Source organism: Burkholderia metallica (assembly GCF_902832845.1).
In the GTDB taxonomy this organism is placed as follows: domain Bacteria; phylum Pseudomonadota; class Gammaproteobacteria; order Burkholderiales; family Burkholderiaceae; genus Burkholderia; species Burkholderia metallica.
Window position 1 is genome coordinate 535356 of sequence record NZ_CADFDB010000003.1, and the last position, 22218, is coordinate 557573.

The following is a 22218-nucleotide window of genomic DNA, read 5'->3' on the forward strand; positions in this document are numbered from 1 at the left end:
TTTGTATACCGACTGCCCGCCAGAACACATGAACCGCGAAGAAGCCCTCCACATTTTCAGCCACTCCGAAGAGATCGTCTCGGCGGACGCCGTCAACGCGTCGATCTCCAAGATGGCCGACGCGATCCGCGCCGAGATCGGCGACGCGTTCCCGCTCGTTCTCTCGGTGATGGGCGGCGCCGCGGTGTTTACCGGGATGCTGCTGCCGCATCTCGATTTCCCGCTCGAATTCGACTACATCCACCTGACCCGCTACCGCAACACGACGCAGGGCAGCCCGGAGATGCACTGGCGCGTCGCGCCGCGCGAATCGGTGAAGGATCGCATCGTGCTCGTGCTCGACGACATCCTCGACGAAGGCGAGACGATGGCCGCGATCCGCGACCGCATCCTCGACATGGGCGCGAAGCGCTTCATGTCCGCCGTGCTGTGCGAGAAGACGCTCGCGAAGGCGAAGCCGCTGCACCCCGACTTCTGCGGCTTCGCGGTGCCGGACCGCTACGTGTTTGGCTGCGGGATGGATGCGAAGGGCTACTGGCGCAACCTGCCGACGATCCGCGCGCTCACCACGAACGTCTGAGCGCCCCGCTGCGCACGATATAAATAGCAAGCGGCGCTCCGGTTTCCCGGAGCGCCGCTTTTTTTACGGACGCGCGCCGCCTTGCCCTACAGCTGGTGCACGAACGCGCGGATGCCGCCCAGCATCATCTCGACCGAAATCGCGACGAGCACGAGGCCCATCAGCCGCTCGAACGCGGCGACGGTCCGCTCGCCGATCCATTGCTGGATGCGCTCGGCCAGCACCAGCGTCACCGCGCAGACGATCATCGTGACGGTCAGCGCGCCGACCCACTCGAGCATCTTGCCCGGCGCTTGCGACGTCAGCAGCATCACCGTCGCGAGCGCGGACGGCCCGGCAAGCGCCGGAATCGCCAGCGGCACGATGAACGGCTCGCCACCGGCACGCGGATCGTTGCCGAGCGCGCCGTCCGGATGCGGGAAGATCATCCGCAACGCGATCAGGAACAGCACGATCCCGCCGCCGAGCCGCAGCGACAGGTCGGTGAGGCTCATCATCCGCAGGAAACGGTCGCCGACCAGCATGAAGAACAGCAGGATCACGAACGCGATCCCCACTTCACGCAGGATCAGCTTCACGCGCCGCTCGCGCGGCACGTCCCGCATCGCCGAGATGAACAGCGGGATGTTGCCGAGCGGATCGGTGATCAACACCAGGAGCACGGTGGCCGACAGGAAGGTGTATTCCACCGCGTTCCCCGGTCGGTGCGCTTAGCGTGCGAGCGCGGCGCGGATCTTCTCCGCGACCGTCGCCGCGGCCGCATCGGCCGGCAGCAGCGTCGCTTCGGCGTCGCGGCGGCCCTGATACTCGATCTTGCCTTCCTTCAGGCCGCGCTCGCCGATCACGAGGCGATGCGGCACGCCGATCAGCTCCCAGTCGGCGAACATCACGCCCGGGCGCTCGCCGCGATCGTCGAGGATCACGTCGATGCCGGCGGCGACGAGTTCCGCGTACAGCTTGTCGGCGGTCTCGCGCACCATGTCGCTGCGGTCATAGCCCATCGGGCACAGCACGACCTCGAACGGCGCGATCGACTCGGGCCAGATGATGCCGCGGTCGTCGAAGTTCTGCTCGATCGCCGCGCCGAGAATACGCGTGACGCCGACCCCGTAGCAGCCCATCAGCATCGGCTGCGGCTTGCCCGACTCGTCGAGGAACGTCGCGCCCATCGCTTCTGAATACTTGGTGCCGAGCTGGAACACGTGGCCCACCTCGATGCCGCGGCAGATGTCGATCACGCCCTTGCCGTCCGGCGACGGGTCGCCCTTCTTCACGTTGCGCACGTCGGCGACGTCCGGCTCCGGCAGGTCGCGGCCCCAGTTCACGCCCGCGATGTGATAGTCGACCTCGTTCGCGCCGACGACGAAGTCGCTCATGTTCGCGACCGTGCGATCGGCGATCACCTTCACCGGCTTCTTCGTGCCGACCGGGCCGAGATAGCCCGGCGGCGTGCCGAACCACTCGACGATTTCCTGCTCGGTCGCGAAGCGATGGTTCTTCAGGCCCGGCAGCTTCGACACCTTGATCTCGTTCAGGTCGTGGTCGCCGCGCAGCATCACGAGCCAGATGGTCGGCTCGGCGCCTTCGTTGTCGGTGGCGAGCACGATCGACTTGATCGTGCGCTCGAGCGGGATCGCCAGCAGCTCGGCGACGGCTTCGCACTTCGCCTTGCCGGGCGTCGCGACCTTCTCCATCGCTTCGGCCGGCGCCGCGCGCCGGGCGATCAGCGGCAGCGCTTCGGCCGCTTCGACGTTCGCCGCGAAGTCGGACGTCGGGCAGTAGGCGATCGCGTCTTCGCCGGTATCGGCGATCACGTGGAATTCATGCGAGAAGTTGCCGCCGATCGAGCCGCTGTCGGCCGCGACCGCACGGAATTCGAGGCCGAGGCGCGTGAAGATGCGCACGTACGCGTCGTACATCTTGCGATACGACTCGTTCAGGCCGGCCGCGTCCTTGTCGAACGAATACGCGTCCTTCATGATGAATTCGCGGCCGCGCATCACGCCGAAGCGCGGACGGATCTCGTCGCGGAACTTCGTCTGGATCTGGTAGAAGTTCACCGGCATCTGCCGGTAGCTCTTGATCTGGTTGCGCGCGATGTCGGTGATGACTTCCTCGTGCGTCGGTCCGATCACGAAGTCGTTGTCCTTGCGGTCCTTGAAGCGCAGCAGCTCGGGGCCGTACTGTTCCCAGCGGCCCGATTCCTGCCACAGCTCGGCCGGCTGCACGGCCGGCATCAGCAGCTCGATGGCGCCCGCCCGGTTCATTTCCTCGCGCACGATCGCCTCGACCTTGCGAATCGAACGCAGGCCGACCGGCAGGTAGTTGTAGATGCCGCCGGCGACACGACGGATCATGCCGGCGCGCACCATCAGCTTGTGGCTGACGATCTCTGCGTCGGCGGGTGCTTCTTTCAGGGTGCCGATAAAGAAACGGGAAGCTTTCATGCGGACGGTTCCAAAAACGGCGCCCCCAGGCGGGGCGCCCGAAAAAGTTTCAAGGTGAAAAAGCTGCGCGCGACGAACGACGATGGCGCAGATGACGTAGCAGACTAATCAGGGACAATTCAGCCGGTGCCCCCCGTGCGGATTCGCTCCGTCACGGTGCGCAGCGCCCGTTATCTGTTTATAATCAAAGCAATTTTAAAGGATTCGAAGGTGGTTGTATGCTGGATCGTGAAGGCTTTCGCCCGAACGTCGGCATCATCCTCTTGAACGCGCGCAACGAGGTGTTTTGGGGCAAGCGGCTCCGCGAGCATTCCTGGCAGTTTCCTCAAGGTGGGATCAAGTATGGCGAGACCCCCATGCAGGCGATGTACCGGGAGCTGCACGAGGAAACGGGCCTGCATCCGGAACACGTCAAGATAATCGGCCGCACTCGCGACTGGTTGCGTTACGAGGTGCCTGACAAGTTCATCAAACGCGAAGTACGCGGTCATTACCGCGGCCAGAAGCAGATCTGGTTCCTGCTGCGGATGGTCGGACGCGATTGCGACATTTGCTTGCGCGCGACCGACCACCCGGAGTTCGATGCGTGGCGCTGGAACGAGTACTGGGTGCCGCTCGATGCGGTGATCGAGTTCAAGCGGGATGTCTATCAGTTGGCGCTGACGGAACTGTCGCGCTTCCTGCGCCGCCCGGCGCAGCGAGCCGAGAAGCCGCGCGGGCCGCGTGTGTCGCGCTATCCGCGCGTCATCGGCGCGCAGGCCCAGCAAACGCTGACGATTGTCGACACATCGGTAGTCTGTTCGGAGATCGAAGTGGAAGCGAGCACGCTCGACGAGATGCCGCCCCGCGAGATCGTCGGCAAATGACGAATCGAACTGCATGACCGGGCGCGACCTTGGTGTCGCGCCCTTTTTTTACGAGGAATGCATATTGAAAGCGATTGCTCTCGCGCTCGCATCGATTGCCGCGGCGGCCACGCTGGCAGGTTGCGCGAATTCGAAGACGCCGACCAACAAGGATGACAGCGAGTTCGTGTATCTGCTGGACCGCCAGGGCACCTGGAAGGAGAACACGGTCGACACGCTGCCGCCGCTGCCGCAGACGGCCGACCTGCTGCCGTTCAACGTGTCGCAGAACACGCCGCTCCAGTTCTTCGTCGATGCGAAGTCGCTCGCGGTCGGCACCGACGGCGTCGTGCGCTACGCCGTCGTCATCACGAGCCCGGCCGGCGCGCGCAACGTGAACTACGAGGGCATCCGCTGCGACACCTACGAATGGCGCCAGTATGCCGGCCTGAATTCGGAACACGACGGCTGGGATCGCACGGTCGAGAACGACTGGCGACGCATCGAGAACGGCGAGTTGAACGCCTACCACTCGGCGCTCTATCAGGACTACTTCTGCGCGAACAAGATGCCGCAGGGCTCGACCCGGCAGATCCTGGAGAACATCCGTTTTCATCGTACCGCAATGAGCCAGTTGCGCTGACGGCGCGCGCCGCACACACTGTCCGCCGCACGAAAAAGCCCGCATCGCGCGGGCTTTTTCATTTGACGACCGGCACCGGCACCGCGAAGGACTACACCAGCACCAGGTTGTCGCGATGGATCAGTTCGGGCTCCAGCATGTAGCCGAGTACGGATTCGATCTCGCCGCTCGGCTTGCGGTGAATCAGTTTCGTCTCCGCACTGCTGTAGTTCGTGAGCCCACGCGCCACTTCGCGCCCGTCGGGGCCGACACACGCGATGACTTCGCCGCGCGCAAACGCGCCCTGCACGTCGATCACGCCGATCGGCAGCAGGCTCTTGCCGCCGGCCGTCAGCTTCTCGACCGCGCCCGCGTCGAGCACGACATGGCCGCGCACCTGAAGATGGTCGGCCATCCACTGCTTGCGCGCCGCCATCCGCGCGGTACGCGCGATCAGCTGCGTGCCGATCGCCTCGCCGGCCGCCAGACGCACGAGCACGTCGGCCTCCCGGCCGCTCGCGATCACCGTATTCGCGCCGCTGTGCGCCGCGCGCTTCGCCGCGAGGATCTTCGTCAGCATCCCGCCGCGGCCGAGGCTCGAGCCCGCGCCCCCCGCCATCGCCTCGAGTTCCGGCGCGCCCGCATTGGCCTCCGCAACCAGCGTCGCGTTCGGATCCTTGCGCGGATCGGCCGTGAACAGCCCCGACTGGTCGGTCAGGATGATCAGCGCATCGCCTTCGATCAGGTTGGCGACGAGCGCACCGAGGGTATCGTTGTCGCCGAACTTGATTTCGTCGGTGACGACCGTGTCGTTCTCGTTGATGATCGGCACGACGCCGAGCCGCAACAGCGTCAGCAGCGTCGAGCGCGCATTCAGGTAGCGCTCGCGGTCCGCCAGGTCGGCATGCGTCAGCAGGATCTGCGCGGTGCGGATGTCGTGCTCGGTGAAGCGGCTCTCATAGACCTGCGCGAGCCCCATCTGGCCGACCGCGGCCGCGGCCTGCAGCTCGTCGATTTCCCGCGGCCGCTTGCTCCAGCCGAGCCGCTGCATCCCTTCGGCAATCGCACCCGAGCTGACGAGCACGACCTCCTTTCCCTGGGCGCGCAACGCCGCGATCTGGGCCGCCCAGCGACCGATTGCGGCATGATCGAGCCCCTTGCCGTCGTTGGTCACGAGGCTGGAGCCCACCTTCACCACCAATCGCTTCGAATCCGCGATGATCGAACGCATCCTGCACTGTCTCCTGTATCTGATGCCTGCCGGGCCGGGTACGACTGAACGCCGGCGCCGGGCGGCACGCCCGGCGCGTGACGGAACCGCTCAGGCGTCGTCGTCCGGCGCTCCATCGCCCTTCGCAGGCGGCGCGTCGCGGAAACGCACGTCTGCCGCGAGATCTTCCGCCTCCGCCGCGCGATGCGCGTCCGAATGTTCGGAGAGGTAGTCGTAGATCGCGTAGCACAGCGCTTCACAGCCCTGACCCGTCAGCGCCGAGATCTCGAACACCGGGCCGTCCCACTCGAAGCGCTCGAGGAAATCCGCGACGCGCGCCTTGCGCTCGTCTTCCGGCACCATGTCGAGCTTGTTGAGCACGAGCCAGCGCGGCTTCTCGTAGAGCGCCTCGTCGTACTTGCGCAGCTCGCCGACGATCGCCTTCGCTTCCGCGACCGGATCGACGCTTTCGTCGAACGGCGCGAGATCGACCAGATGCAGCAGCACGCCGGTGCGCTGCAGGTGGCGCAGGAACTGATGGCCGAGGCCCGCGCCTTCGGCGGCGCCCTCGATCAGCCCCGGAATGTCGGCGATCACGAAGCTCTTGCTCGGGCCGACACGCACCACGCCGAGATTCGGCGCCAGCGTCGTGAACGGGTAGTCGGCGATTTTCGGCCGCGCGTTCGACACCGACGAAATGAAGGTCGACTTGCCTGCGTTCGGCATGCCGAGCAGGCCGACGTCGGCGAGCACCTTCAGCTCGAGTCTCAACATGCGACGCTCGCCGGGCTTGCCGTCCGTCTTCTGGCGCGGCGCGCGGTTCGTGCTCGACTTGAAATGCAGGTTGCCGAGACCGCCGGCGCCGCCCTGCGCGAGCATCACCTGCTGGTCGTGCTCGGTCAGGTCGGCGATCAGCTCGCCGGTATCCATGTCGGTGATGATCGTGCCGACCGGCATGCGCAGCGTGACGTCGTCACCACCCTTGCCATAGCAATCGGAGCCGCGCCCGTTTTCGCCGTTGCGAGCGAGGTGCTTCTTCGCGTAACGGTAGTCGATCAGCGTGTTGATGTTGCGGTCGGCGATCGCGTAAACGCTACCGCCCCGGCCGCCGTCGCCGCCGTCCGGCCCGCCGAACGGGACGAATTTCTCGCGGCGCATCGACGCACTGCCATCGCCTCCGTCGCCGGCGATGACTTCGATTCGTGCTTCGTCAATGAACTTCATTCGTCACTCCGCCCAGTATTTCCGCTATTGTGCCGCGCGCCGGCACGCTTGAACAATCTGCCGTTCGGCCGATCGTACGCCGGTTGCGCGAGGGTCGCCGATGCGCATGTACGCCCGGCGACCCAATAAAAAAGGCCCCGCGAAGACTGCGGGGCCTTTCGGCTACGAAGCCCGTAGGTGCCTGAACTTAGGCAGCCGCCGGGACGACGATGACCAGATGCTTCTTGTCCGCGCCCTTCGTCGCGAACTTGACGTGACCGTCGACCAGCGCGAACAGGGTGTGATCCTTGCCCATGCCGACGTTCTCGCCTGCGTGCATGCGCGTACCGCGCTGACGCACGATGATGCCGCCGGCATTGATTGCCTGGCCGCCGTACACTTTCACGCCGAGACGTTTCGACTCGGAGTCGCGGCCGTTCCGGGAAGAGCCGCCTGCCTTTTTGTGTGCCATCTGATTGCTCCTTTACCGAGGCGCTTACGCGTTGATCGCGTCGATGCGCAGCTCAGTGTAGTTCTGGCGGTGGCCGCCGTGCTTTTGGTAGTGCTTCCGGCGACGCATCTTGAAGATGGTGACCTTGGCATGACGACCGTGCGACACAACGGTGGCCTTGACGGAAGCCCCACTGACCAGCGGCGTACCGAACTTAATCGATTCGCCTTCGCCCACTGCGAGAACCTGGTCGAGCGTGATTTCAGCGTCAATGTCAGCCGGTATCTGTTCTACTTTGAGTTTTTCGCCAACGGCAACCTTGTACTGCTTGCCGCCGGTTTTTATGACCGCGTACATTGAGAACCTCACTCTGGATCCAATTTTTCCGCACACCACGCGCGGAAAACACGTGATTATACATGGGGTTAGCACCCAAGTCAAAACCGATCGACGATTGCCGCGCGCGGGCCTCGGCCGAACGGCCAAATTCGCAGCCGCGGCACGCGTGACAGACCGGGATATCGCGGATTCGACTTATAATCCGCGGCATCACCCAATTCCATCATCATGTCGTCGTCCACCGCCTCCCCCACCCTCAGCGCCGCCCATCTGCTCGCTCCGATCACCAGTGACATGGAGCAGGTGAATCGCGTTATCCGGCAAAGCCTCGCGTCCGACGTGCTGCTGATCAACCAGATCGCCGAGTACATCATCGGTGCGGGCGGCAAGCGGCTGCGTCCGGCGTTGCTGCTGCTCGTCGCCGGCGCGCTCGGCGAGACGTCGCACCAGCGGCACGTGCTGGCGGCCGTCGTCGAGTTCATCCACACGGCCACGCTGCTGCACGACGACGTCGTCGACGAATCCGAGCTGCGCCGCGGCCGCCAGACCGCCAATGCGCTGTTCGGCAACGCGGCGAGCGTGCTGGTAGGCGACTACCTCTATTCGCGTTCGTTCGAGATGATGGTCGGCGTGGGCAAGATGCGCGTGATGGAGATCCTGTCCGAAGCGACGACCATCATTTCCGAAGGCGAGGTGCTGCAGCTCCTGAACATGCATGACGCGGACGTCGACGAAACGCGCTACATGCAGGTGATCCGCTACAAGACGGCCAAGCTGTTCGAGGCGTCCGCCCGCCTGGGCGCGGTACTCGCGGGCGCCGATGCGCCGACCGAAGCCGCCGCCGCCGAATACGGCCGCCGGATCGGCACCGCATTCCAGATCATGGACGACTGGCTCGACTACGCAGGCACCGCCGAGGCGATGGGCAAGAACGCCGGCGACGACCTTCGCGAAGGCAAGCCGACGCTGCCGCTCATCCATCTGATCGAACGCGGCACGCCCGAACAGTCGGCGCTGGCGCGCGAGGCGATCGAACAGGGCGGCACCGATCGCTTCGACACGATTTTCGAAGCAATCACGCGCTCGGGCGCACTGGATCACACGCTCGAATGCGCACGCCAGGAAGCACAGGCGGCCGCAGCGGCGATCGCCGCGTTCCCCGATTCGACGTACAAGGAAAGCCTGCTCGGGTTGTGCTCGTACTCGACGTCGCGGCAGTCTTGATTGCATCGCGTCGTCGCGATGGTTGCGACGACATACGTTCGATACGGGAAAATCGCCCGTCTCGAAAAATTTCTTCTCCAAGGCCTTCCCTTTTTGAAGAAACGTCGTTATAGTTATGTTCTTGCTCGACGACGCAGCGGTCTTGAAGAAGACTGCACAATCGGAAGAGTCCAAATCGGGGTGTAGCTTAGCCTGGTAGAGCGCTACGTTCGGGACGTAGAGGCCGGAGGTTCGAATCCTCTCACCCCGACCAGATTTGTAAAAAACCGTGCACGATGTGCACGGTTTTTTTTTGCCCGGCCGCCGTGGGCCCCGTCGTATCGTGCACGACACATCGCGGCCGCCTGCCTCTGCTATATTCCCTCCATTCCTGTCCTTCACTGCCCTTCCAACGCGTGGACCAAATTCCCTTATGGGCGCAAATCGGCGCCGTCTTTCTGCTTCTCCTCTGTTCCAGCTTCTTTTCCATTTCCGAGACCGCGATGATGGCGCTCAACCGCCATCGACTGAAGCATCTCGCGAGCCAGGGCGCGCTCGGCGCCAAGACCACGCAGGGGCTGCTGACGCGCACCGACCTGCTGCTCAGCGTGATCCTGATCGGCAACAACCTGTTCAACACGATCATCCCGGTCCTGACGACATCGCTCGCGCTCCATACGTTCGGCCGCAATAATCTTGCACTGTCGATCGCGACCGGCATCGTCGCGTTCCTGATCATCGTGTTCGCCGAAATCGCGCCGAAGATCGTCGGTGCGACGTTCCCCGAGCGCATCGCGCTGCCCGCGAGCCTCGTGATCGCGCCGCTGATGCGGGTGTTCAAGCCGATCGTCTGGTTCGTCAACGCGCTCGCGAACGGCGTGCTGTGGGTGCTGCGCATCAACACGAAGAAGGGTCGCGACCAGCGCATGTCGGCCGACGAGCTGAGGGCGATCGTGCTCGAATCGAGCAGTTTCATGCCGACCAAGCACCGCAGCATCCTGCTCAACCTGTTCGACCTCGAGAACATCACGGTCGACGACGTGATGGTGCCGCGCCGCCAGATCGAGTCGCTCAACTTCTACGCGCCGCTGGACGACATCCTGCACCAGCTCGAAACCTGTTATCACAACCGGCTCGTCGTCTACGAAGGCGACATCGACAAGGTGCTCGGCGTGCTGCATGTCCGCAAGACGCTGACCGCGCTGCACAACCAGGAGTTCGACCGCGAGACGCTGCGCGCACTGCTCGCCGAGCCGTACTACGTGCCGTCCGGCACACCGGTCGTCCAGCAGCTTCAGTTTTTCCAGGAAACGCGGCAGCGGACCGCGCTCGTCGTCAACGAATACGGCGAGCTCGAAGGGCTCGTCACGCCGGAAGACATCATCGAGGAGCTGATCGGCGAATTCACGACGTCGATGCCGCGCAGCGAACGCGCGGGCGGCTGGGACGAGAAAGGCGAATGCATCGTGTCGGCGAGCATGCCGCTGCGCGAACTGAATCGCTGGCTGCACCTGAAGCTGCCGACCGACGGGCCGAAGACGCTGAACGGACTCGTGCTCGAAATCCTCGAGGAAATTCCGGAAGACGACGTGTGCGTGAAGATCGGCGACGTGATGCTCGAGGTGATGCGCAGCGACGATCAGGCCGTGCGCACCGTCAAGCTCTTCAAGCCGCGCGGCTCGCGCACCGCACGCACGGCCACGCGCTAGCCGAACGGCCGACTGCCGGCGCCGCCCGAGACGCGCGACCATCTGTCGGTCACGGTCAACAGGCGGCCCGCGGGCCGGCTCACATGCATTTCCCTCCTCCCGGGGCGCAGGCGCGCACGCAGCCGCTCCCCACCCACTCCGACGCATCGTCCGCCCCCGCCCCGCGTGCGCTCGACGCGGCCCAGCTCGACGATGCGCCCGCCGTGCGGCTGCTGACGGACACACTCCACGCAGCACGCGTGCGCGACGCGTCCGACATCCACATCGAGCCGTTCGAGGCCGGCTGGCGCATCCGGCTGCGCATCGACGGCGTGCTGCACGAACATGTGCGGCCGCCGCTGCACCTGCGCGACGCGCTCGTCACGCGGATCAAGGTGCTCGCGCGCATGGACATCGCCGAGCGGCGGCTCCCGCAGGACGGCAGGCTGCGCATCGCGATCGACGGCGGCACGCGCGGCGACTACCGGGTCAGCTCACTGCCCACGTTGTTCGGCGAAAAGCTCGTGCTGCGGCGCCTCGAAACGCTGCCGCCCGACCTCACGCTCGCTCGCCTCGGCTTCGACGCACGGCAGGCGGCCACGGTGGAGGCCGCGATACGCGCACCGCACGGTCTCGTGCTCGTCACGGGCCCGACCGGCAGCGGCAAGACGCTGTCGCTCTATTGCGCGCTGCAGATGCTCGATCGCGACGCGCACAACGTCTGCACGGTCGAGGACCCCGCCGAGATCCAGCTCGACGGCATCAGCCAGGTCGGTGTCGCCGAAAAGGCGGGGCTCACGTTCGCGACCGCACTGCGCGCGCTGCTGAGGCAGGATCCGGACATCCTCATGGTCGGCGAGATTCGCGATGCGGAGACGGCCGACGTCGCGATCAAGGCCGCGCAGACCGGCCATCTCGTCCTGTCGACGCTGCACACGAACGACGCGCCCGCCGCCGTCGCGCGGCTGCTCGACATCGGCGTCGCCCCGTACAACCTCGCGGCCGCGCTGCACCTCGTCACCGCACAGCGCCTCGTCCGGCGGCTGTGCACCGCGTGCCGCGCGCCCTCGGACGCACCCGAACCCGTCCTGCGCGAAGCCGGCTGCGACCCGGCGGCCCTCGCGGCCGGATGGCGGCCGTTCGTCGCGCGAGGCTGTTCAGCCTGCCACGGCATCGGCTATCGCGGCCGTATCGGCCTGCATCAGACGATGCCGGTATCGTCCGGGCTGGCGGAACGCATCGTCGCACGGGCGAGCGTCGGCGAACTCGCGCAATGCGCGGCGGCCGAGGGCGTGCGAAGTCTGCGCGACGCCGCACTCGCGCGCGTCCACGACGGCACGACGAGCATCGCGGAAGCCCTCGCCGCGACACCAGCAGCATGAGTATGCGCACACCGCCGCGCGAAACCCGCTTCGCGTGGCGCGGCCGCCGTCGCGACGGCGTGGCGCGCCGGGGAATCGTCATCGCGTTCGACGCCGCGAGCGCACGCTCGGCACTCGCGCGCGACGGCGTCGCGGTGCTGTCGCTCGACGTCCGCGGGCCGGCCCGGCCACCGACGGCCGGTGCGCGCGACGTCACGCGCTTCACGCGCCAGCTCGCGAGCCTGCTGCAAGCCGGGTTGCCGCTCGCACCGTCGCTCGAGATGCTCGCACGTACGCGGCCATACGACGGCCTGCCGCGCATCGCCGCGGGGCTCGCCCGCGAGATCGTCGGCGGCCGGCGCTTCGCCGATGCGCTCGCGCGCTATCCGGCGCAGTTCGGCACGCTGTATCGGCAACTGATCGAGGTCGGCGAGGCGTCCGGCTCGCTCGGCGTCGTGCTGACACGGGTCGCGGAACATCGCGAGCGCGCCGACGCGCAATGGCGCAAACTGCGTGCCGCGCTCGCGTACCCGGCAGCAGTGATCCTGTTCGGACTCGCGATCTCGGCCGCGCTGATGGTGTGGGTCGTACCGACGTTCCGCCAGATCTTCGACGGTTTCGGCGCCGCACTGCCGGCACCGACCCGCGCGCTGCTCGCAATGTCGTCCGCGCTGTCCGCATGGGGCGGCGTGCTCGTTGCCGGTACGGTGGCAGCCGGGCTGGCCGCCCATCGCGCGCTGCGGCGCTCGACCCCGCTGCGCCATGCCGTCGCCCGGCACCTGCTGCGTGCGCCGCTCGCAGGTAACGCGCTGACGCGGTTCGCGACTGCACGCTGGTGCCGCTCGCTTGCGACCCTGCTCGGCGCGGGCGTACCGCTCGCCGATGCGTTCGCCACGCTCGAGCGCACGGCCGGCCATCCGGTGTTCGAGCGCGCCACCGCGCACATCGCGGCCCGCGTGCTGCACGGCGCGCGTCTCGCCGATGCGATGCAGGCGGCCGGCTGCTTTCCGGACGACGTCGTGCAGCCGATCGCCGTCGCCGAGGAAACCGGTGCGCTCGATACGATGCTCGCCGACATCGCCGCGCTGTGCGAACGCCAGCTCGACGCGCGTCTCGATGCGCTCGCCGCGCTCGGCGAACCGCTGATCGTGATCGTGCTGGGCGCACTCGTCGGCGGCCTTGTGATTGCGATGTACTTGCCCATCCTTCAGCTCGGCAACGTGGTGTAGCATCGCAACCGATTCTGTCGCCTTTTTAGTCCGAACCGTGAGCCTCATGACGCCAGCGCCCCTGTCCGCCGTTACCGATTCGTCCGAGAGCACGCTGCTCGCGCTGGCGATGCTGCCGCCTGCGCTGCAGTATGCGTTCGCGGTCGTCATCGGCCTTTGCGTCGGCAGCTTCCTGAACGTGGTCGTGCACCGGCTGCCCGTGATGATGCAGCGCGCGTGGCAGGCCGAGATCGACGAGGCGACCGGCAACGCGAGCGCGCCCCCCGACGACGGCTATCCGCCGCGCTACGATCTGTGGCACCCGCGCAGCGCCTGTCCGCACTGCGGCCACGTGCTGCGAGCATGGGAAAACATCCCGCTCGTCAGCTACCTGATGCAGCGTGGCCGCTGCCGCCGCTGCGGCCACGCGATCAGCATCCGGTATCCGCTCGTCGAGCTCGTGTGCGCACTGCTCGCCGCCGGCACGCTCGCGGCGTTCGGGCCGACCGTCGCCGCGCTTGCCGCGTTCGCGCTGTGCGCCGCGCTGCTCGCGATGAGCGCGATCGACATCCGGACGGGCTACCTGCCCGACTCGATGACGCTGCCGCTCCTCTGGGCGGGGCTCGCGCTGAACCTCGGCGGCACGTTCACGTCGTTGCGCTCGGCCGTGATCGGCGCGATGGTCGGCTATCTGTTCCTGTGGTCGATCTACTGGCTGTTCAAATGGCTGCGCGGCATCGAGGGCATCGGTTTCGGCGACCTGAAGCTGCTCGCCGCGCTCGGCGCATGGATGGGCTGGGCCGCATTGCCGCAGGTCGTGCTGTTCGCCGCGGTGACGGGGGCAATCGTCGGGCTCGTTGCGACTTGGCGCGGCCGCATGCGCTTCGAGGAGCCGATTCCGTTCGGCCCGTTCCTCGCGGCAGGCGGCGCCGCGACGCTGTTTTTCGGCACCCCTTTCTATACGGCGCTCGGAGGCTGACATGTTCGCAATCGGACTCACCGGCGGCATCGGCAGCGGCAAGACGACCGTCGCCGATCTGTTCGCCGCCCGCGGCGCGTCGCTGGTCGATACCGACCTGATCGCCCATCGCATCACCGCACCGGGCGGGCTTGCGATGCCCGCGATCGAACAGGCATTCGGCCGCGCGTTCGTTGCCGCCGACGGCTCGCTCGACCGCGCGGCGATGCGTGCACTGATTTTCAGCGACGACGCCGCGCGCCGGCGCCTCGAAGCGATCACGCACCCGCTGATCCGCACGGAGACCGATCGCGAAGCGCGCGAAGCACAGGGCCCGTATGTGATGTTCGTCGTGCCGTTGCTCGTCGAATCCGGCAACTGGAAGGCGCGCAGCGATCGCGTGCTCGTCGTCGATTGCCCGGTCGAAACGCAGATTGCGCGCGTGATGCGGCGCAACGGCTTCACGCGCGAGCAGGTCGAAGCGATCATTGCAAAGCAGGCGACGCGCGAAGCCCGTCTCGCGGCGGCCGACGACGTGATCGTCAACGACGCGACGACGCCCTCCGCGCTCGCCGCGCAGGTCGATGCACTGCACCAACGCTATCTCGGGTTTGCAGCCGCCGCGCGCTGAGCGTCGCGCCCGATCGTGATGGTGTACGAAATTGGCGCGTTGCTAGGGTAGAGAGTGAGCATTAGAATGTCCTGCATTGTTTCCATCCCTACCCAAGAGGCGAGCGCGCTTGATTCTTTACGAGTATCCGTTCAACGAGCGAATTCGCACGCTGTTGCGCCTCGAAGATCTCTTCGAGCGCTTCGCGTTCTTTTTGGCTCAGGAGGACCCGCGTGAACATCACGTCGCGTTGACGACGCTGTTCGAAATCGCCGAGGTAACGGGCCGCGCGGACCTGAAATCGGATCTGATGAAGGAGCTCGAACGTCAACGCCAGACGCTCGCCCCCTTTCGTGGCAATCCGGGCATCGAGCAGAACGCGCTCGAAGCCGTGCTCGGCGAGATCGAGCAGACGCTCGCGAATCTCGCGCAGATGCAGGGCAAGACCGGCCAGCACCTCGTCGACAACGAGTGGCTCGCCAGCATCCGCAGCCGTGCGGTGATTCCCGGCGGCACGTGCAAGTTCGACCTGCCGTCGTACTACGCGTGGCAACAATGGCCGGCCGAGCAGCGCCGCCAGGACATCACGAAGTGGATCCTGCCGATGCTGCCGCTGCGCGACGCCGCGACGATCGTCCTGCGGCTCGCACGCGAATCGGGTCAGGCGTCGAAGGTCATGGCGATGCAGGGCAGCTACCAGCAGATGCTGTCCGGCCGCACCTACCAGCTGATGCAGGTGCGCGTACCGCCGGAGCTGCGCGTCATCCCCGAGGCGAGCGCCAACAAATACATGCTGTGGGTACGGTTCACCATGCAGGACGGCGACGTGCGGCCGCGCGCGGTGGACATCGACGTGCCGTTCCATCTGACACTGTGCAATCTGTAACGGCCGCGTGCCGGATCGCTTTCGTATGACTACCGTTGTGAAATGCCCGTCGTGCGGCGCCCAGGTGCGCTGGACGCCCGAAAATCAGTTTCGTCCGTTCTGCTCGGCCCGCTGCAAGCAGCTCGACCTCGGCGCATGGGCCGCGGAAAAGTACCGGATCGGTGGGTCGTCCGACGAGGGCCCGTCGTCGGAAGAAGACGGCACGGAGGACCGCCGCGACAGCTGAGCGGCGCGCGGCGCCGCCCGCCGGCGATATGGCCCGCCTTTGCGGCGCGCCAGCGTCGCGTCAGTTCGACGCGGCTTCCTTCTCGAGCAGTTCGAGCACCGGCAGCGCGGCCGGCAGCAGCGGCGCGACGGCCACCGGCAACTGCTGCCACACGAACGCCTGCCCTTCCTTGCTGTGCGGCTCGCCCGTCCAGCCGGTCACCTTGCAGAAATAAAGCCGCACGTATGCGTGCGGATAATCGTGCTCGAGCGTGTGCCAGCGATGGCTGGCCGTGACTTCGATGCCGAGTTCCTCGTGCAGTTCGCGCGCCAGCGCGTCCTCGACGCTTTCGCCGGCCTCCAGCTTGCCGCCCGGAAACTCCCAGTAACCTTCATACGGCTTGCCCTGCAACCGCTGCGCGAGCAGGTAGCGGCAGCGGCCGACCGTGCCGTCCTCCTGCACCATCACGCCGACCGCGACTTCCGTCACCTTTCGGCCATCGGGCGCGCGCACGGCGCCTTGTGCGAGATCTGCGCTCATGCCTGCTCCTTGCGTCCCGACCAGTCGCGCGCAAACTGCCACGCGACGCGCCCCGACCGCGATCCGCGCTCGAGCGCCCACACGAGCGCGTCGCCGCGTGCGGACTCGATCTCCGCATCCGGGCAGCCGAAATGGCGCAGCCAGTGCCCGACGATGTCGAGGTAGTCGTCCTGCTTGAACGGATAGAAGCTGACCCACAGGCCGAAGCGCTCCGACAGCGAGATCTTTTCCTCGACGACTTCGCCGGGGTGAATCTCGCCATCCGGGAGATGCTTGTACGACTCGTTGTCGCTCATGTACTCGGGCAGCAGATGGCGGCGATTCGACGTCGCGTAGATCAGCACGTTGTCCGACTGCGCGGCAATCGAGCCGTCGAGCGCGACCTTCAGCGCCTTGTAGCCCGACTCGCCGTCCTCGAACGACAGGTCGTCGCAGAACACGATGAAGCGCTCGGGACGCTGCGAGATCAGGTCGACGATGTCGCCGAGATCGTGCAGGTCGTCCTTGTCGACTTCGATCAGGCGCAGCCCGTCCTTCGCATAGGCGTTCAGGCATGCCTTGATCAGCGACGACTTGCCGGTGCCGCGCGCACCGGTCAGTAGCACGTTGTTGGCCGGCTTGCACTGCACGAACTGCCGCGTGTTCTGGTCGATCAACGCTTTCTGGCGATCGATGTTGTGCAGGTCGTCGAGCGTGATCGACGACACGGCCGGCACCGGCTGCAGGTAGCCGCGCCCCTGGCGCTTGCGCCAGCGGAATGCGTGAGCGGCATTCCAGTCGACCGCCGCCGCCGCGGGCGGCAGCATCCCTTCGAGACGGCCGAGCAACGCTTCGGCACGCGTCAGAAACTGTTCGAGCTTGTCCATGTCGTTCGAGCGCTCCCGATCAGGAGCGGTAATCCGCGTTGATGCTCACATAGTCGTGCGACAGGTCGCACGTCCAGATGGTGGCCTGCGCATCGCCGCGGCCGAGCAGCACGCGGATCGTGATTTCGCTCTGCTTCATCACGCGCTGGCCGTCCTCTTCCTGGTAGGCCGGGTTGCGGCCGCCCGCCTTCGCGACGAGCACGTCGTCGAGATAGAGGTCGATCTTGTCGACGTCGAGATCCGCGACACCCGCATAGCCGATCGCCGCGAGAATCCGGCCCAGGTTGGGGTCGGATGCGTAGAAGGCCGTCTTCACGAGCGGCGAATGGCCGATCGCATACGCGATCTGCCGGCATTCCGCGACGTTCTTGCCGCCCTCGACCTGCACCGTCATGAACTTCGTCGCGCCTTCGCCATCGCGCACGATCAGTTGCGACAGCACCTGCGCGACTTCCGTCACCGCATCGCGCAGCGCCGCATAGGCCGGCGAATCGGTCGACGTGATCGCGGGCAGCGTGCTCTTGCCCGACGCGATCAGGATGAACGAGTCGTTCGTCGACGTGTCGCCGTCGATCGTGATGCAGTTGAACGAGCGGTCGGCGACTTCCTTCACGAGCGTGTCGAGCACCGGCTGCGCGACGTTCGCGTCGAACGCGAGGAAGCCGAGCATCGTCGCCATGTTAGGCTTGATCATGCCCGCGCCCTTGCTGATGCCCGTCAGCGTGACCGTGTGGCCGTCGATCGTCACCTGGCGCGACGTGGCCTTCGGCAGCGTGTCGGTCGTCATGATCGCCTGCGCGGCGTCGAACCAGTTCGCGGCCTTGCGGTTCGCGAGCGCGGCCGGCAGCCCGGCCTTCAGGCGCTCGATCGGCAGCGGCTCGAGGATCACGCCGGTCGAGAACGGCAGCACCTGCGCGGGCTCGATGCCCGCGAGGCGCGCGAGCTCCGTGCAGGTTTCGCGCGCGTTCACGAGGCCCGGCTCGCCGGTGCCCGCATTCGCATTGCCCGTATTCACGACGAGCGCGCGAATGGCCGCGCCGCCCGCGCGCACCTTCGCCAGATGCTCGCGGCAGACGGTGACCGGCGCCGCGCAGAAACGGTTTTCGGTGAATACGCCCGCGACCGTCGCGCCTTCGTCGACGGAGATGACCAGCACGTCCTTGCGATTCGGCTTGCGGATGTTCGCTTCCGCCCAGCCGAGCGTGACGCCGGCGACGGGATGCAGTTGGGCGGGATCGATCGACGGAAAATTGACAGCCATGGGGCACACCTGCCGGATGGAAAATGCCGGCATAGGCCGGCATCGATTGGAAGAACCGGCGGCCGCACGCGCGGGCCGCCACAACTCACATCACTGATTCGAAGCTGCGAACGAAGCGGCGCGCACGATGCGCGCCGCCGTCGATCATGACAGCTTCCCGTGACATTGCTTGTACTTCTTGCCGCTGCCGCACGGGCACGGATCGTTGCGGCCGACCTTCGGCATTTCGCCGCCGGGGCCGCTGTGCGTCATCGCGCTGCCGACCATGTCGGCCGTCGCCGTAGCCGCCGCGGCAGTTGCGACGTTCGCCACCGGTGCGCCGGCTTCCGCGTAATCGGCGTGCTGATATTCGACGTTCTCGAGATGACCGCCGCGCTCCTCGATCTGCTCGGCCGCTTCCTCGAGCTGCTCCGGCGACTGGATCTGCACGTTCATCACGATGCGCGTGACTTCCTGCTTGATCGCGTCGAGCATCGCGGCGAACAGTTCGAACGCTTCGCGCTTGTATTCCTGCTTCGGATTCTTCTGCGCATAGCCGCGCAGATGGATGCCCTGACGCAGGTGGTCGAGCGCCGCGAGGTGCTCGCGCCACAGGCGGTCGACCGTCTGCAGCATCACCGAGCGCTCGAACGCGCTGAACGATTCGCGGCCGACCATCGCGACCTTCGCCTCGTACTGCTCGTCGGCGGCCGTCATCACGGCGTCGAGAATCTCCTCGGCCGTGATCGACGACGACTCGTTCACCATTTCCTGGATCGCGAGGTCGAGTTGCCAGTCGTTGCGCAGTGCTTCCTCGAGTTCGGGCACGTCCCACTGCTCTTCGATGCTGCCTTCCGGCACGAACTGGCGGACGACTTCGGTAATCACGCCATGACGCATCGCGGTGATCGTCTCGGTGATGTCGTGCGCTTCGAGCAGTTCGTTACGCTGCTGGTAGATCACCTTGCGCTGGTCGTTCGACACGTCGTCGTATTCGAGCAGCTGCTTGCGGATGTCGAAGTTGCGCGCTTCGACCTTGCGCTGCGCGGATTCGATCGAGCGCGTGACGATGCCGGCCTCGATCGCCTCGCCTTCCGGCATCTTCAGGCGGTCCATGATCGATCGCACGCGATCGCCCGCGAAGATGCGCAGCAGCGGATCGTCGAGCGACAGGTAGAAACGCGACGAGCCCGGATCGCCCTGGCGGCCCGCACGGCCGCGCAGCTGGTTGTCGATCCGGCGCGACTCGTGGCGCTCGGTGCCGATGATATGCAGGCCGCCCGCGGCCTTCACCTGCTCGTGCAGCGTTTCCCACTCGTCGTGCAGCTTCTGGATGCGGCGCGCCTTTTCGTCGGCCGGAATCGCGTCGTCGGCTTCGATGAACGCCGCCTGCTTCTCGGCGTTGCCGCCGAGCACGATGTCGGTACCGCGGCCGGCCATGTTGGTCGCGATCGTGATGCGGTTCGGACGGCCGGCCTCGGCGACGATCGCCGCTTCGCGCTCGTGCTGCTTCGCGTTGAGCACCTCGTGCGGCAGCCCGGCCTGCTTCAGCAGGTGCGACAGCAGCTCCGAGTTCTCGATCGACGTCGTGCCGACCAGCACCGGCTGGCCGCGCTCATGGCAGTCGCGGATGTCGCGGATCACCGCGTCGTAGCGCTCCTTGGCCGTCTTGTAGATCTGGTCCTGCTTGTCGATCCGCTTCGGCGGACGGTTGGTCGGGATCACGACCGTCTCGAGACCGTAGATCTCGTTGAATTCGTACGCTTCGGTGTCTGCCGTACCGGTCATGCCGGCCAGCTTCGCGTACATCCGGAAGTAGTTCTGGAACGTGATCGACGCGAGCGTCTGGTTCTCGCTCTGGATCTTCACGTGCTCCTTCGCCTCGACCGCCTGGTGCAGACCGTCGGACCAGCGGCGACCGGCCATCAGGCGGCCCGTGAATTCGTCGACGATCACCACTTCGCCGTTCTGCACGACGTAGTGCTGATCCTTGTGGAACAGCGTGTGCGCGCGCAGCGCCGCGTACACGTGGTGCATCAGCGTGATGTTCTGCGGTGCGTACAGGCTCTCGCCCTCGCCGATCAGGCCCCATTCGGCGAGCAGGCGCTCGGCCTTCTCGTGGCCCGATTCCGTCAGGAACACCTGGCGCGCCTTCTCGTCGAGCGTGTAGTCGCCCGGCTTCTCGACGCCCGTGCCGTCGGCCTTCTCTTCGCCGATCTGGCGCTCGAGCAGCGGCGGCAGTGCGTTCATCCGCACGTACAGCTCGGTGTGATCCTCGGCCTGACCCGAAATGATCAGCGGCGTACGCGCCTCGTCGATCAGGATCGAGTCCACTTCGTCGACGACCGCGAAGTTCAGGGCCCGCTGCACGCGCGCGTCGGTCTCGTAGACCATGTTGTCGCGCAGGTAGTCGAAGCCGAATTCGTTGTTCGTGCCGTACGTGATGTCCGCTGCGTAAGCCTGCTGCTTCTGGTCGTGCTCCATGCCGGACAGGTTGATGCCGACCGACAGACCGAGGAAGTTGTAGAGGCGCGCCATCCATTCGGCGTCACGCTGTGCGAGGTAGTCGTTGACGGTCACCACGTGCACGCCGCGGCCTGCGAGCGCATTCAGGTAGACCGGCAGCGTCGCGACGAGCGTCTTGCCCTCGCCGGTGCGCATTTCCGCGATCTTGCCGTAGTGAAGCACCATGCCGCCGATCATCTGCACGTCGAAGTGCCGCATCTTCAGCACGCGGCGGCTCGCCTCGCGGCAGACCGCGAACGCCTCGGGCAGCAGCTTGTCGAGCGACTCGCCGGCCGCGACCCGCTGGCGGAATTCGTCCGTCTTGCCGCGCAACTGGTCGTCCGTCAGCTTTTCGATCTGCGTTTCGAGCGCATTGATCGTCGCGACGGTCTTTTGGTATTGCTTGACGAGCCGCTGGTTGCGGCTGCCAAAAATTTTCTGGAGAAAACCGGTTGTCATCGGATCGGATCCTGCGTCGCAGCACCGGCGCCCGGCGCGTGTCGCGCGCCCCGGCGCCGAGCCTCGGCGGCTTAGCGAATTAGTGGACTCAAACGTTGAATTTTAGCACGCGGGAACGCGTCCGCCCGTGTCTCGGCCAGACGGACACCGCGCGCCGACGGCGGGGCCGACAGGGCGAAAGCCGCCCGTGCGCAGGCTCGCGCGGGTACAATCGGCATCAACGTCCGCGCGCGTGCGCGCCCGAAGAATGTCTCGATGAACCGATTTTCCAAGCGTTTCGGCCCGCTCGCCGCCTATCGCCCGCAACCCGTGTCCGAAGTGCTCGGTCGTACCGACGCTTTCGCGGCGCTGCGCGCCGGCGTCGAGCAGATCGCGTCGCTGCAGCGCGACCTTGCCGCGCTCCTGCCCGACTATCTGGCGAACCACGTCGAGCCCGGCTTCGTGAAGGACGGCACCCTGACCCTCTTTGCCGCGCACAACGCCCTGGCCGCACGGCTGCGGCAAGTCGAACCGCGGCTGCTCGCCGATCTGCAAAAGCGCGGCTGGCCGGTCTCGACGCTGCGCGTGCGCGTGCGTCCGAAGGATGCGCCGGAGCCACCGCACGTGAAGCAGGCACGGATGACCTCGGTCGGCGCGGCCGCCTTGCGCGACCTGGCCGATCATCTCGAGCCGTCGCCGCTGCAGGCCGCGCTCGCGCGGATGGCGGCCCGGCATGGCGCGAAGCCGCGCTGACGGCCCGCGCCGCCGGCAGCACCCGGCCAATAAAAAAGCAGCCCGAAGGCTGCTTTTTTA

22 protein-coding genes and 1 tRNA gene are annotated in these 22218 nt (G+C 66.3%); 13 read left to right on the forward strand and 10 right to left on the reverse strand.

Features of this window, described 5'->3' with window-relative positions; genetic code table 11:
• Positions 1–28: 28 nt before the first annotated feature.
• Positions 29–580 carry a hypoxanthine-guanine phosphoribosyltransferase gene (locus HWX08_RS12585; protein ID WP_069255704.1) on the forward strand — a complete coding sequence of 184 codons (552 nt, stop codon included), beginning with the start codon at positions 29–31 and terminating at the stop codon, positions 578–580.
• A gap of 86 nt (positions 581–666) precedes the next feature.
• Here the strand turns inward: HWX08_RS12585 and HWX08_RS12590 are convergent, their stop codons facing one another.
• Positions 667–1269, reverse strand: a complete 603-nt coding sequence (locus tag HWX08_RS12590) for a MarC family protein (RefSeq protein WP_040126599.1) — start codon at positions 1267–1269, stop codon at positions 667–669.
• Positions 1270–1290: 21 nt separating this feature from the next.
• Entirely contained in the window at positions 1291–3027 is a 1737-nt protein-coding gene (locus tag HWX08_RS12595) for a proline--tRNA ligase (RefSeq protein WP_069255703.1), read from the reverse strand.
• A gap of 218 nt (positions 3028–3245) precedes the next feature.
• On the opposite strand from HWX08_RS12595, the gene HWX08_RS12600 reads away from it, so the two are divergent.
• On the forward strand, positions 3246–3893 hold the full coding sequence (locus HWX08_RS12600; RefSeq protein ID WP_069255702.1) for an RNA pyrophosphohydrolase: 648 nt from the start codon (positions 3246–3248) through the stop codon (positions 3891–3893).
• A gap of 13 nt (positions 3894–3906) precedes the next feature.
• Entirely contained in the window at positions 3907–4515 is a 609-nt protein-coding gene (locus HWX08_RS12605) for a CNP1-like family protein (RefSeq protein WP_069255701.1), read from the forward strand.
• Positions 4516–4606: 91 nt separating this feature from the next.
• On the opposite strand, the gene proB is transcribed toward HWX08_RS12605, so the two are convergent.
• The 4 genes from proB to rplU all read right to left on the reverse strand — a co-directional run bounded on the left by proB (position 4607) and on the right by rplU (position 7715).
• Positions 4607–5725: a glutamate 5-kinase gene (gene proB, locus HWX08_RS12610; RefSeq protein ID WP_069255700.1), complete on the reverse strand. Its 1119-nt coding sequence runs from the start codon at positions 5723–5725 to the stop codon at positions 4607–4609.
• A 90-nt stretch (positions 5726–5815) separates the two neighbouring features.
• Positions 5816–6928 (reverse strand): GTPase ObgE, encoded by a 1113-nt coding sequence (gene obgE / locus HWX08_RS12615; protein WP_174921815.1) that lies wholly within the window; start codon positions 6926–6928, stop codon positions 5816–5818.
• A 187-nt stretch (positions 6929–7115) separates the two neighbouring features.
• On the reverse strand, positions 7116–7379 hold the full coding sequence (rpmA, locus tag HWX08_RS12620; protein WP_006476999.1) for a 50S ribosomal protein L27: 264 nt from the start codon (positions 7377–7379) through the stop codon (positions 7116–7118).
• A gap of 24 nt (positions 7380–7403) precedes the next feature.
• Entirely contained in the window at positions 7404–7715 is a 312-nt protein-coding gene (gene rplU, locus HWX08_RS12625) for a 50S ribosomal protein L21 (RefSeq protein ID WP_006025184.1), read from the reverse strand.
• A 210-nt stretch (positions 7716–7925) separates the two neighbouring features.
• On the opposite strand from rplU, the gene HWX08_RS12630 reads away from it, so the two are divergent.
• From HWX08_RS12630 to HWX08_RS12670, 9 genes are all read left to right on the forward strand, one after another.
• Entirely contained in the window at positions 7926–8921 is a 996-nt protein-coding gene (locus HWX08_RS12630) for a polyprenyl synthetase family protein (RefSeq protein ID WP_069255698.1), read from the forward strand.
• 176 nt (positions 8922–9097) lie between these two features.
• Positions 9098–9174: transfer RNA gene (locus HWX08_RS12635), tRNA-Pro, on the forward strand.
• Positions 9175–9316: 142 nt separating this feature from the next.
• A complete protein-coding gene (locus HWX08_RS12640) occupies positions 9317–10609 on the forward strand; it encodes an HlyC/CorC family transporter (protein WP_069255697.1) in 1293 nt (430 codons plus the stop codon).
• Between the two features lie 83 nt (positions 10610–10692).
• Positions 10693–11970: a GspE/PulE family protein gene (locus HWX08_RS12645; RefSeq protein WP_069255696.1), complete on the forward strand. Its 1278-nt coding sequence runs from the start codon at positions 10693–10695 to the stop codon at positions 11968–11970.
• Positions 11967–13178, forward strand: a complete 1212-nt coding sequence (locus HWX08_RS12650) for a type II secretion system F family protein (protein ID WP_174921816.1) — start codon at positions 11967–11969, stop codon at positions 13176–13178. Before HWX08_RS12645 ends, HWX08_RS12650 begins: the two co-directional genes overlap by 4 nt.
• Positions 13179–13224: 46 nt before the next feature.
• Positions 13225–14136, forward strand: a complete 912-nt coding sequence (locus HWX08_RS12655) for a prepilin peptidase (protein WP_174921817.1) — start codon at positions 13225–13227, stop codon at positions 14134–14136.
• Between the two features lies 1 nt (position 14137).
• A complete protein-coding gene (gene coaE / locus HWX08_RS12660) occupies positions 14138–14746 on the forward strand; it encodes a dephospho-CoA kinase (RefSeq protein WP_174921818.1) in 609 nt (202 codons plus the stop codon).
• A gap of 109 nt (positions 14747–14855) precedes the next feature.
• Positions 14856–15611, forward strand: a complete 756-nt coding sequence (zapD, locus tag HWX08_RS12665) for a cell division protein ZapD (protein ID WP_069255692.1) — start codon at positions 14856–14858, stop codon at positions 15609–15611.
• Positions 15612–15636: 25 nt separating this feature from the next.
• The gene (locus tag HWX08_RS12670) at positions 15637–15837 is read left to right on the forward strand and encodes a DNA gyrase inhibitor YacG (RefSeq protein WP_174921819.1); all 201 of its coding nucleotides are present in this window, start codon (positions 15637–15639) and stop codon (positions 15835–15837) included.
• 60 nt (positions 15838–15897) lie between these two features.
• Here the strand turns inward: HWX08_RS12670 and HWX08_RS12675 are convergent, their stop codons facing one another.
• From HWX08_RS12675 to secA, 4 genes are all read right to left on the reverse strand, one after another.
• The gene (locus HWX08_RS12675) at positions 15898–16356 is read right to left on the reverse strand and encodes an NUDIX domain-containing protein (RefSeq protein ID WP_069255690.1); all 459 of its coding nucleotides are present in this window, start codon (positions 16354–16356) and stop codon (positions 15898–15900) included.
• Entirely contained in the window at positions 16353–17222 is an 870-nt protein-coding gene (locus tag HWX08_RS12680; protein WP_069255689.1) for an ATP-binding protein, read from the reverse strand. The genes HWX08_RS12675 and HWX08_RS12680 overlap by 4 nt, the downstream gene beginning before the upstream one ends.
• 19 nt (positions 17223–17241) lie before the next feature.
• Positions 17242–18483 carry a bifunctional glutamate N-acetyltransferase/amino-acid acetyltransferase ArgJ gene (argJ, locus tag HWX08_RS12685; RefSeq protein ID WP_069255688.1) on the reverse strand — a complete coding sequence of 414 codons (1242 nt, stop codon included), beginning with the start codon at positions 18481–18483 and terminating at the stop codon, positions 17242–17244.
• Positions 18484–18627: 144 nt separating this feature from the next.
• Positions 18628–21426, reverse strand: coding sequence for a preprotein translocase subunit SecA (gene secA, locus HWX08_RS12690; protein WP_107310092.1), 2799 nt, complete (start codon positions 21424–21426; stop codon positions 18628–18630).
• A gap of 255 nt (positions 21427–21681) precedes the next feature.
• On the opposite strand from secA, the gene HWX08_RS12695 reads away from it, so the two are divergent.
• Positions 21682–22158, forward strand: coding sequence for a DciA family protein (locus tag HWX08_RS12695; protein WP_069255686.1), 477 nt, complete (start codon positions 21682–21684; stop codon positions 22156–22158).
• The last annotated feature ends 60 nt before the right edge of the window (positions 22159–22218 follow it).

What these genes read in the sequence shown, in the direction of transcription:
- HWX08_RS12585 (WP_069255704.1), top strand. Translation starts at nt 29, where the DNA reads ATGAACCGCGAAGAAGCCCTCCACATTTTCAGCCACTCCGAAGAGATC.
- HWX08_RS12600 (WP_069255702.1), top strand. Translation starts at nt 3,246, where the DNA reads ATGCTGGATCGTGAAGGCTTTCGCCCGAACGTCGGCATCATCCTCTTG.
- HWX08_RS12675 (WP_069255690.1), bottom strand. Translation starts at nt 16,356, where the DNA reads ATGAGCGCAGATCTCGCACAAGGCGCCGTGCGCGCGCCCGATGGCCGA.
- rplU (WP_006025184.1), bottom strand. Translation starts at nt 7,715, where the DNA reads ATGTACGCGGTCATAAAAACCGGCGGCAAGCAGTACAAGGTTGCCGTT.
- HWX08_RS12645 (WP_069255696.1), top strand. Translation starts at nt 10,693, where the DNA reads ATGCATTTCCCTCCTCCCGGGGCGCAGGCGCGCACGCAGCCGCTCCCC.
- HWX08_RS12595 (WP_069255703.1), bottom strand. Translation starts at nt 3,027, where the DNA reads ATGAAAGCTTCCCGTTTCTTTATCGGCACCCTGAAAGAAGCACCCGCC.
- argJ (WP_069255688.1), bottom strand. Translation starts at nt 18,483, where the DNA reads ATGGCTGTCAATTTTCCGTCGATCGATCCCGCCCAACTGCATCCCGTC.
- HWX08_RS12655 (WP_174921817.1), top strand. Translation starts at nt 13,225, where the DNA reads ATGACGCCAGCGCCCCTGTCCGCCGTTACCGATTCGTCCGAGAGCACG.
- rpmA (WP_006476999.1), bottom strand. Translation starts at nt 7,379, where the DNA reads ATGGCACACAAAAAGGCAGGCGGCTCTTCCCGGAACGGCCGCGACTCC.
- proB (WP_069255700.1), bottom strand. Translation starts at nt 5,725, where the DNA reads ATGCGTTCGATCATCGCGGATTCGAAGCGATTGGTGGTGAAGGTGGGC.
- HWX08_RS12650 (WP_174921816.1), top strand. Translation starts at nt 11,967, where the DNA reads ATGAGTATGCGCACACCGCCGCGCGAAACCCGCTTCGCGTGGCGCGGC.
- HWX08_RS12670 (WP_174921819.1), top strand. Translation starts at nt 15,637, where the DNA reads ATGACTACCGTTGTGAAATGCCCGTCGTGCGGCGCCCAGGTGCGCTGG.
- HWX08_RS12695 (WP_069255686.1), top strand. Translation starts at nt 21,682, where the DNA reads ATGAACCGATTTTCCAAGCGTTTCGGCCCGCTCGCCGCCTATCGCCCG.
- HWX08_RS12605 (WP_069255701.1), top strand. Translation starts at nt 3,907, where the DNA reads ATGACCGGGCGCGACCTTGGTGTCGCGCCCTTTTTTTACGAGGAATGC.
- obgE (WP_174921815.1), bottom strand. Translation starts at nt 6,928, where the DNA reads ATGAAGTTCATTGACGAAGCACGAATCGAAGTCATCGCCGGCGACGGA.
- HWX08_RS12680 (WP_069255689.1), bottom strand. Translation starts at nt 17,222, where the DNA reads ATGGACAAGCTCGAACAGTTTCTGACGCGTGCCGAAGCGTTGCTCGGC.
- secA (WP_107310092.1), bottom strand. Translation starts at nt 21,426, where the DNA reads ATGACAACCGGTTTTCTCCAGAAAATTTTTGGCAGCCGCAACCAGCGG.
- HWX08_RS12630 (WP_069255698.1), top strand. Translation starts at nt 7,926, where the DNA reads ATGTCGTCGTCCACCGCCTCCCCCACCCTCAGCGCCGCCCATCTGCTC.
- coaE (WP_174921818.1), top strand. Translation starts at nt 14,138, where the DNA reads ATGTTCGCAATCGGACTCACCGGCGGCATCGGCAGCGGCAAGACGACC.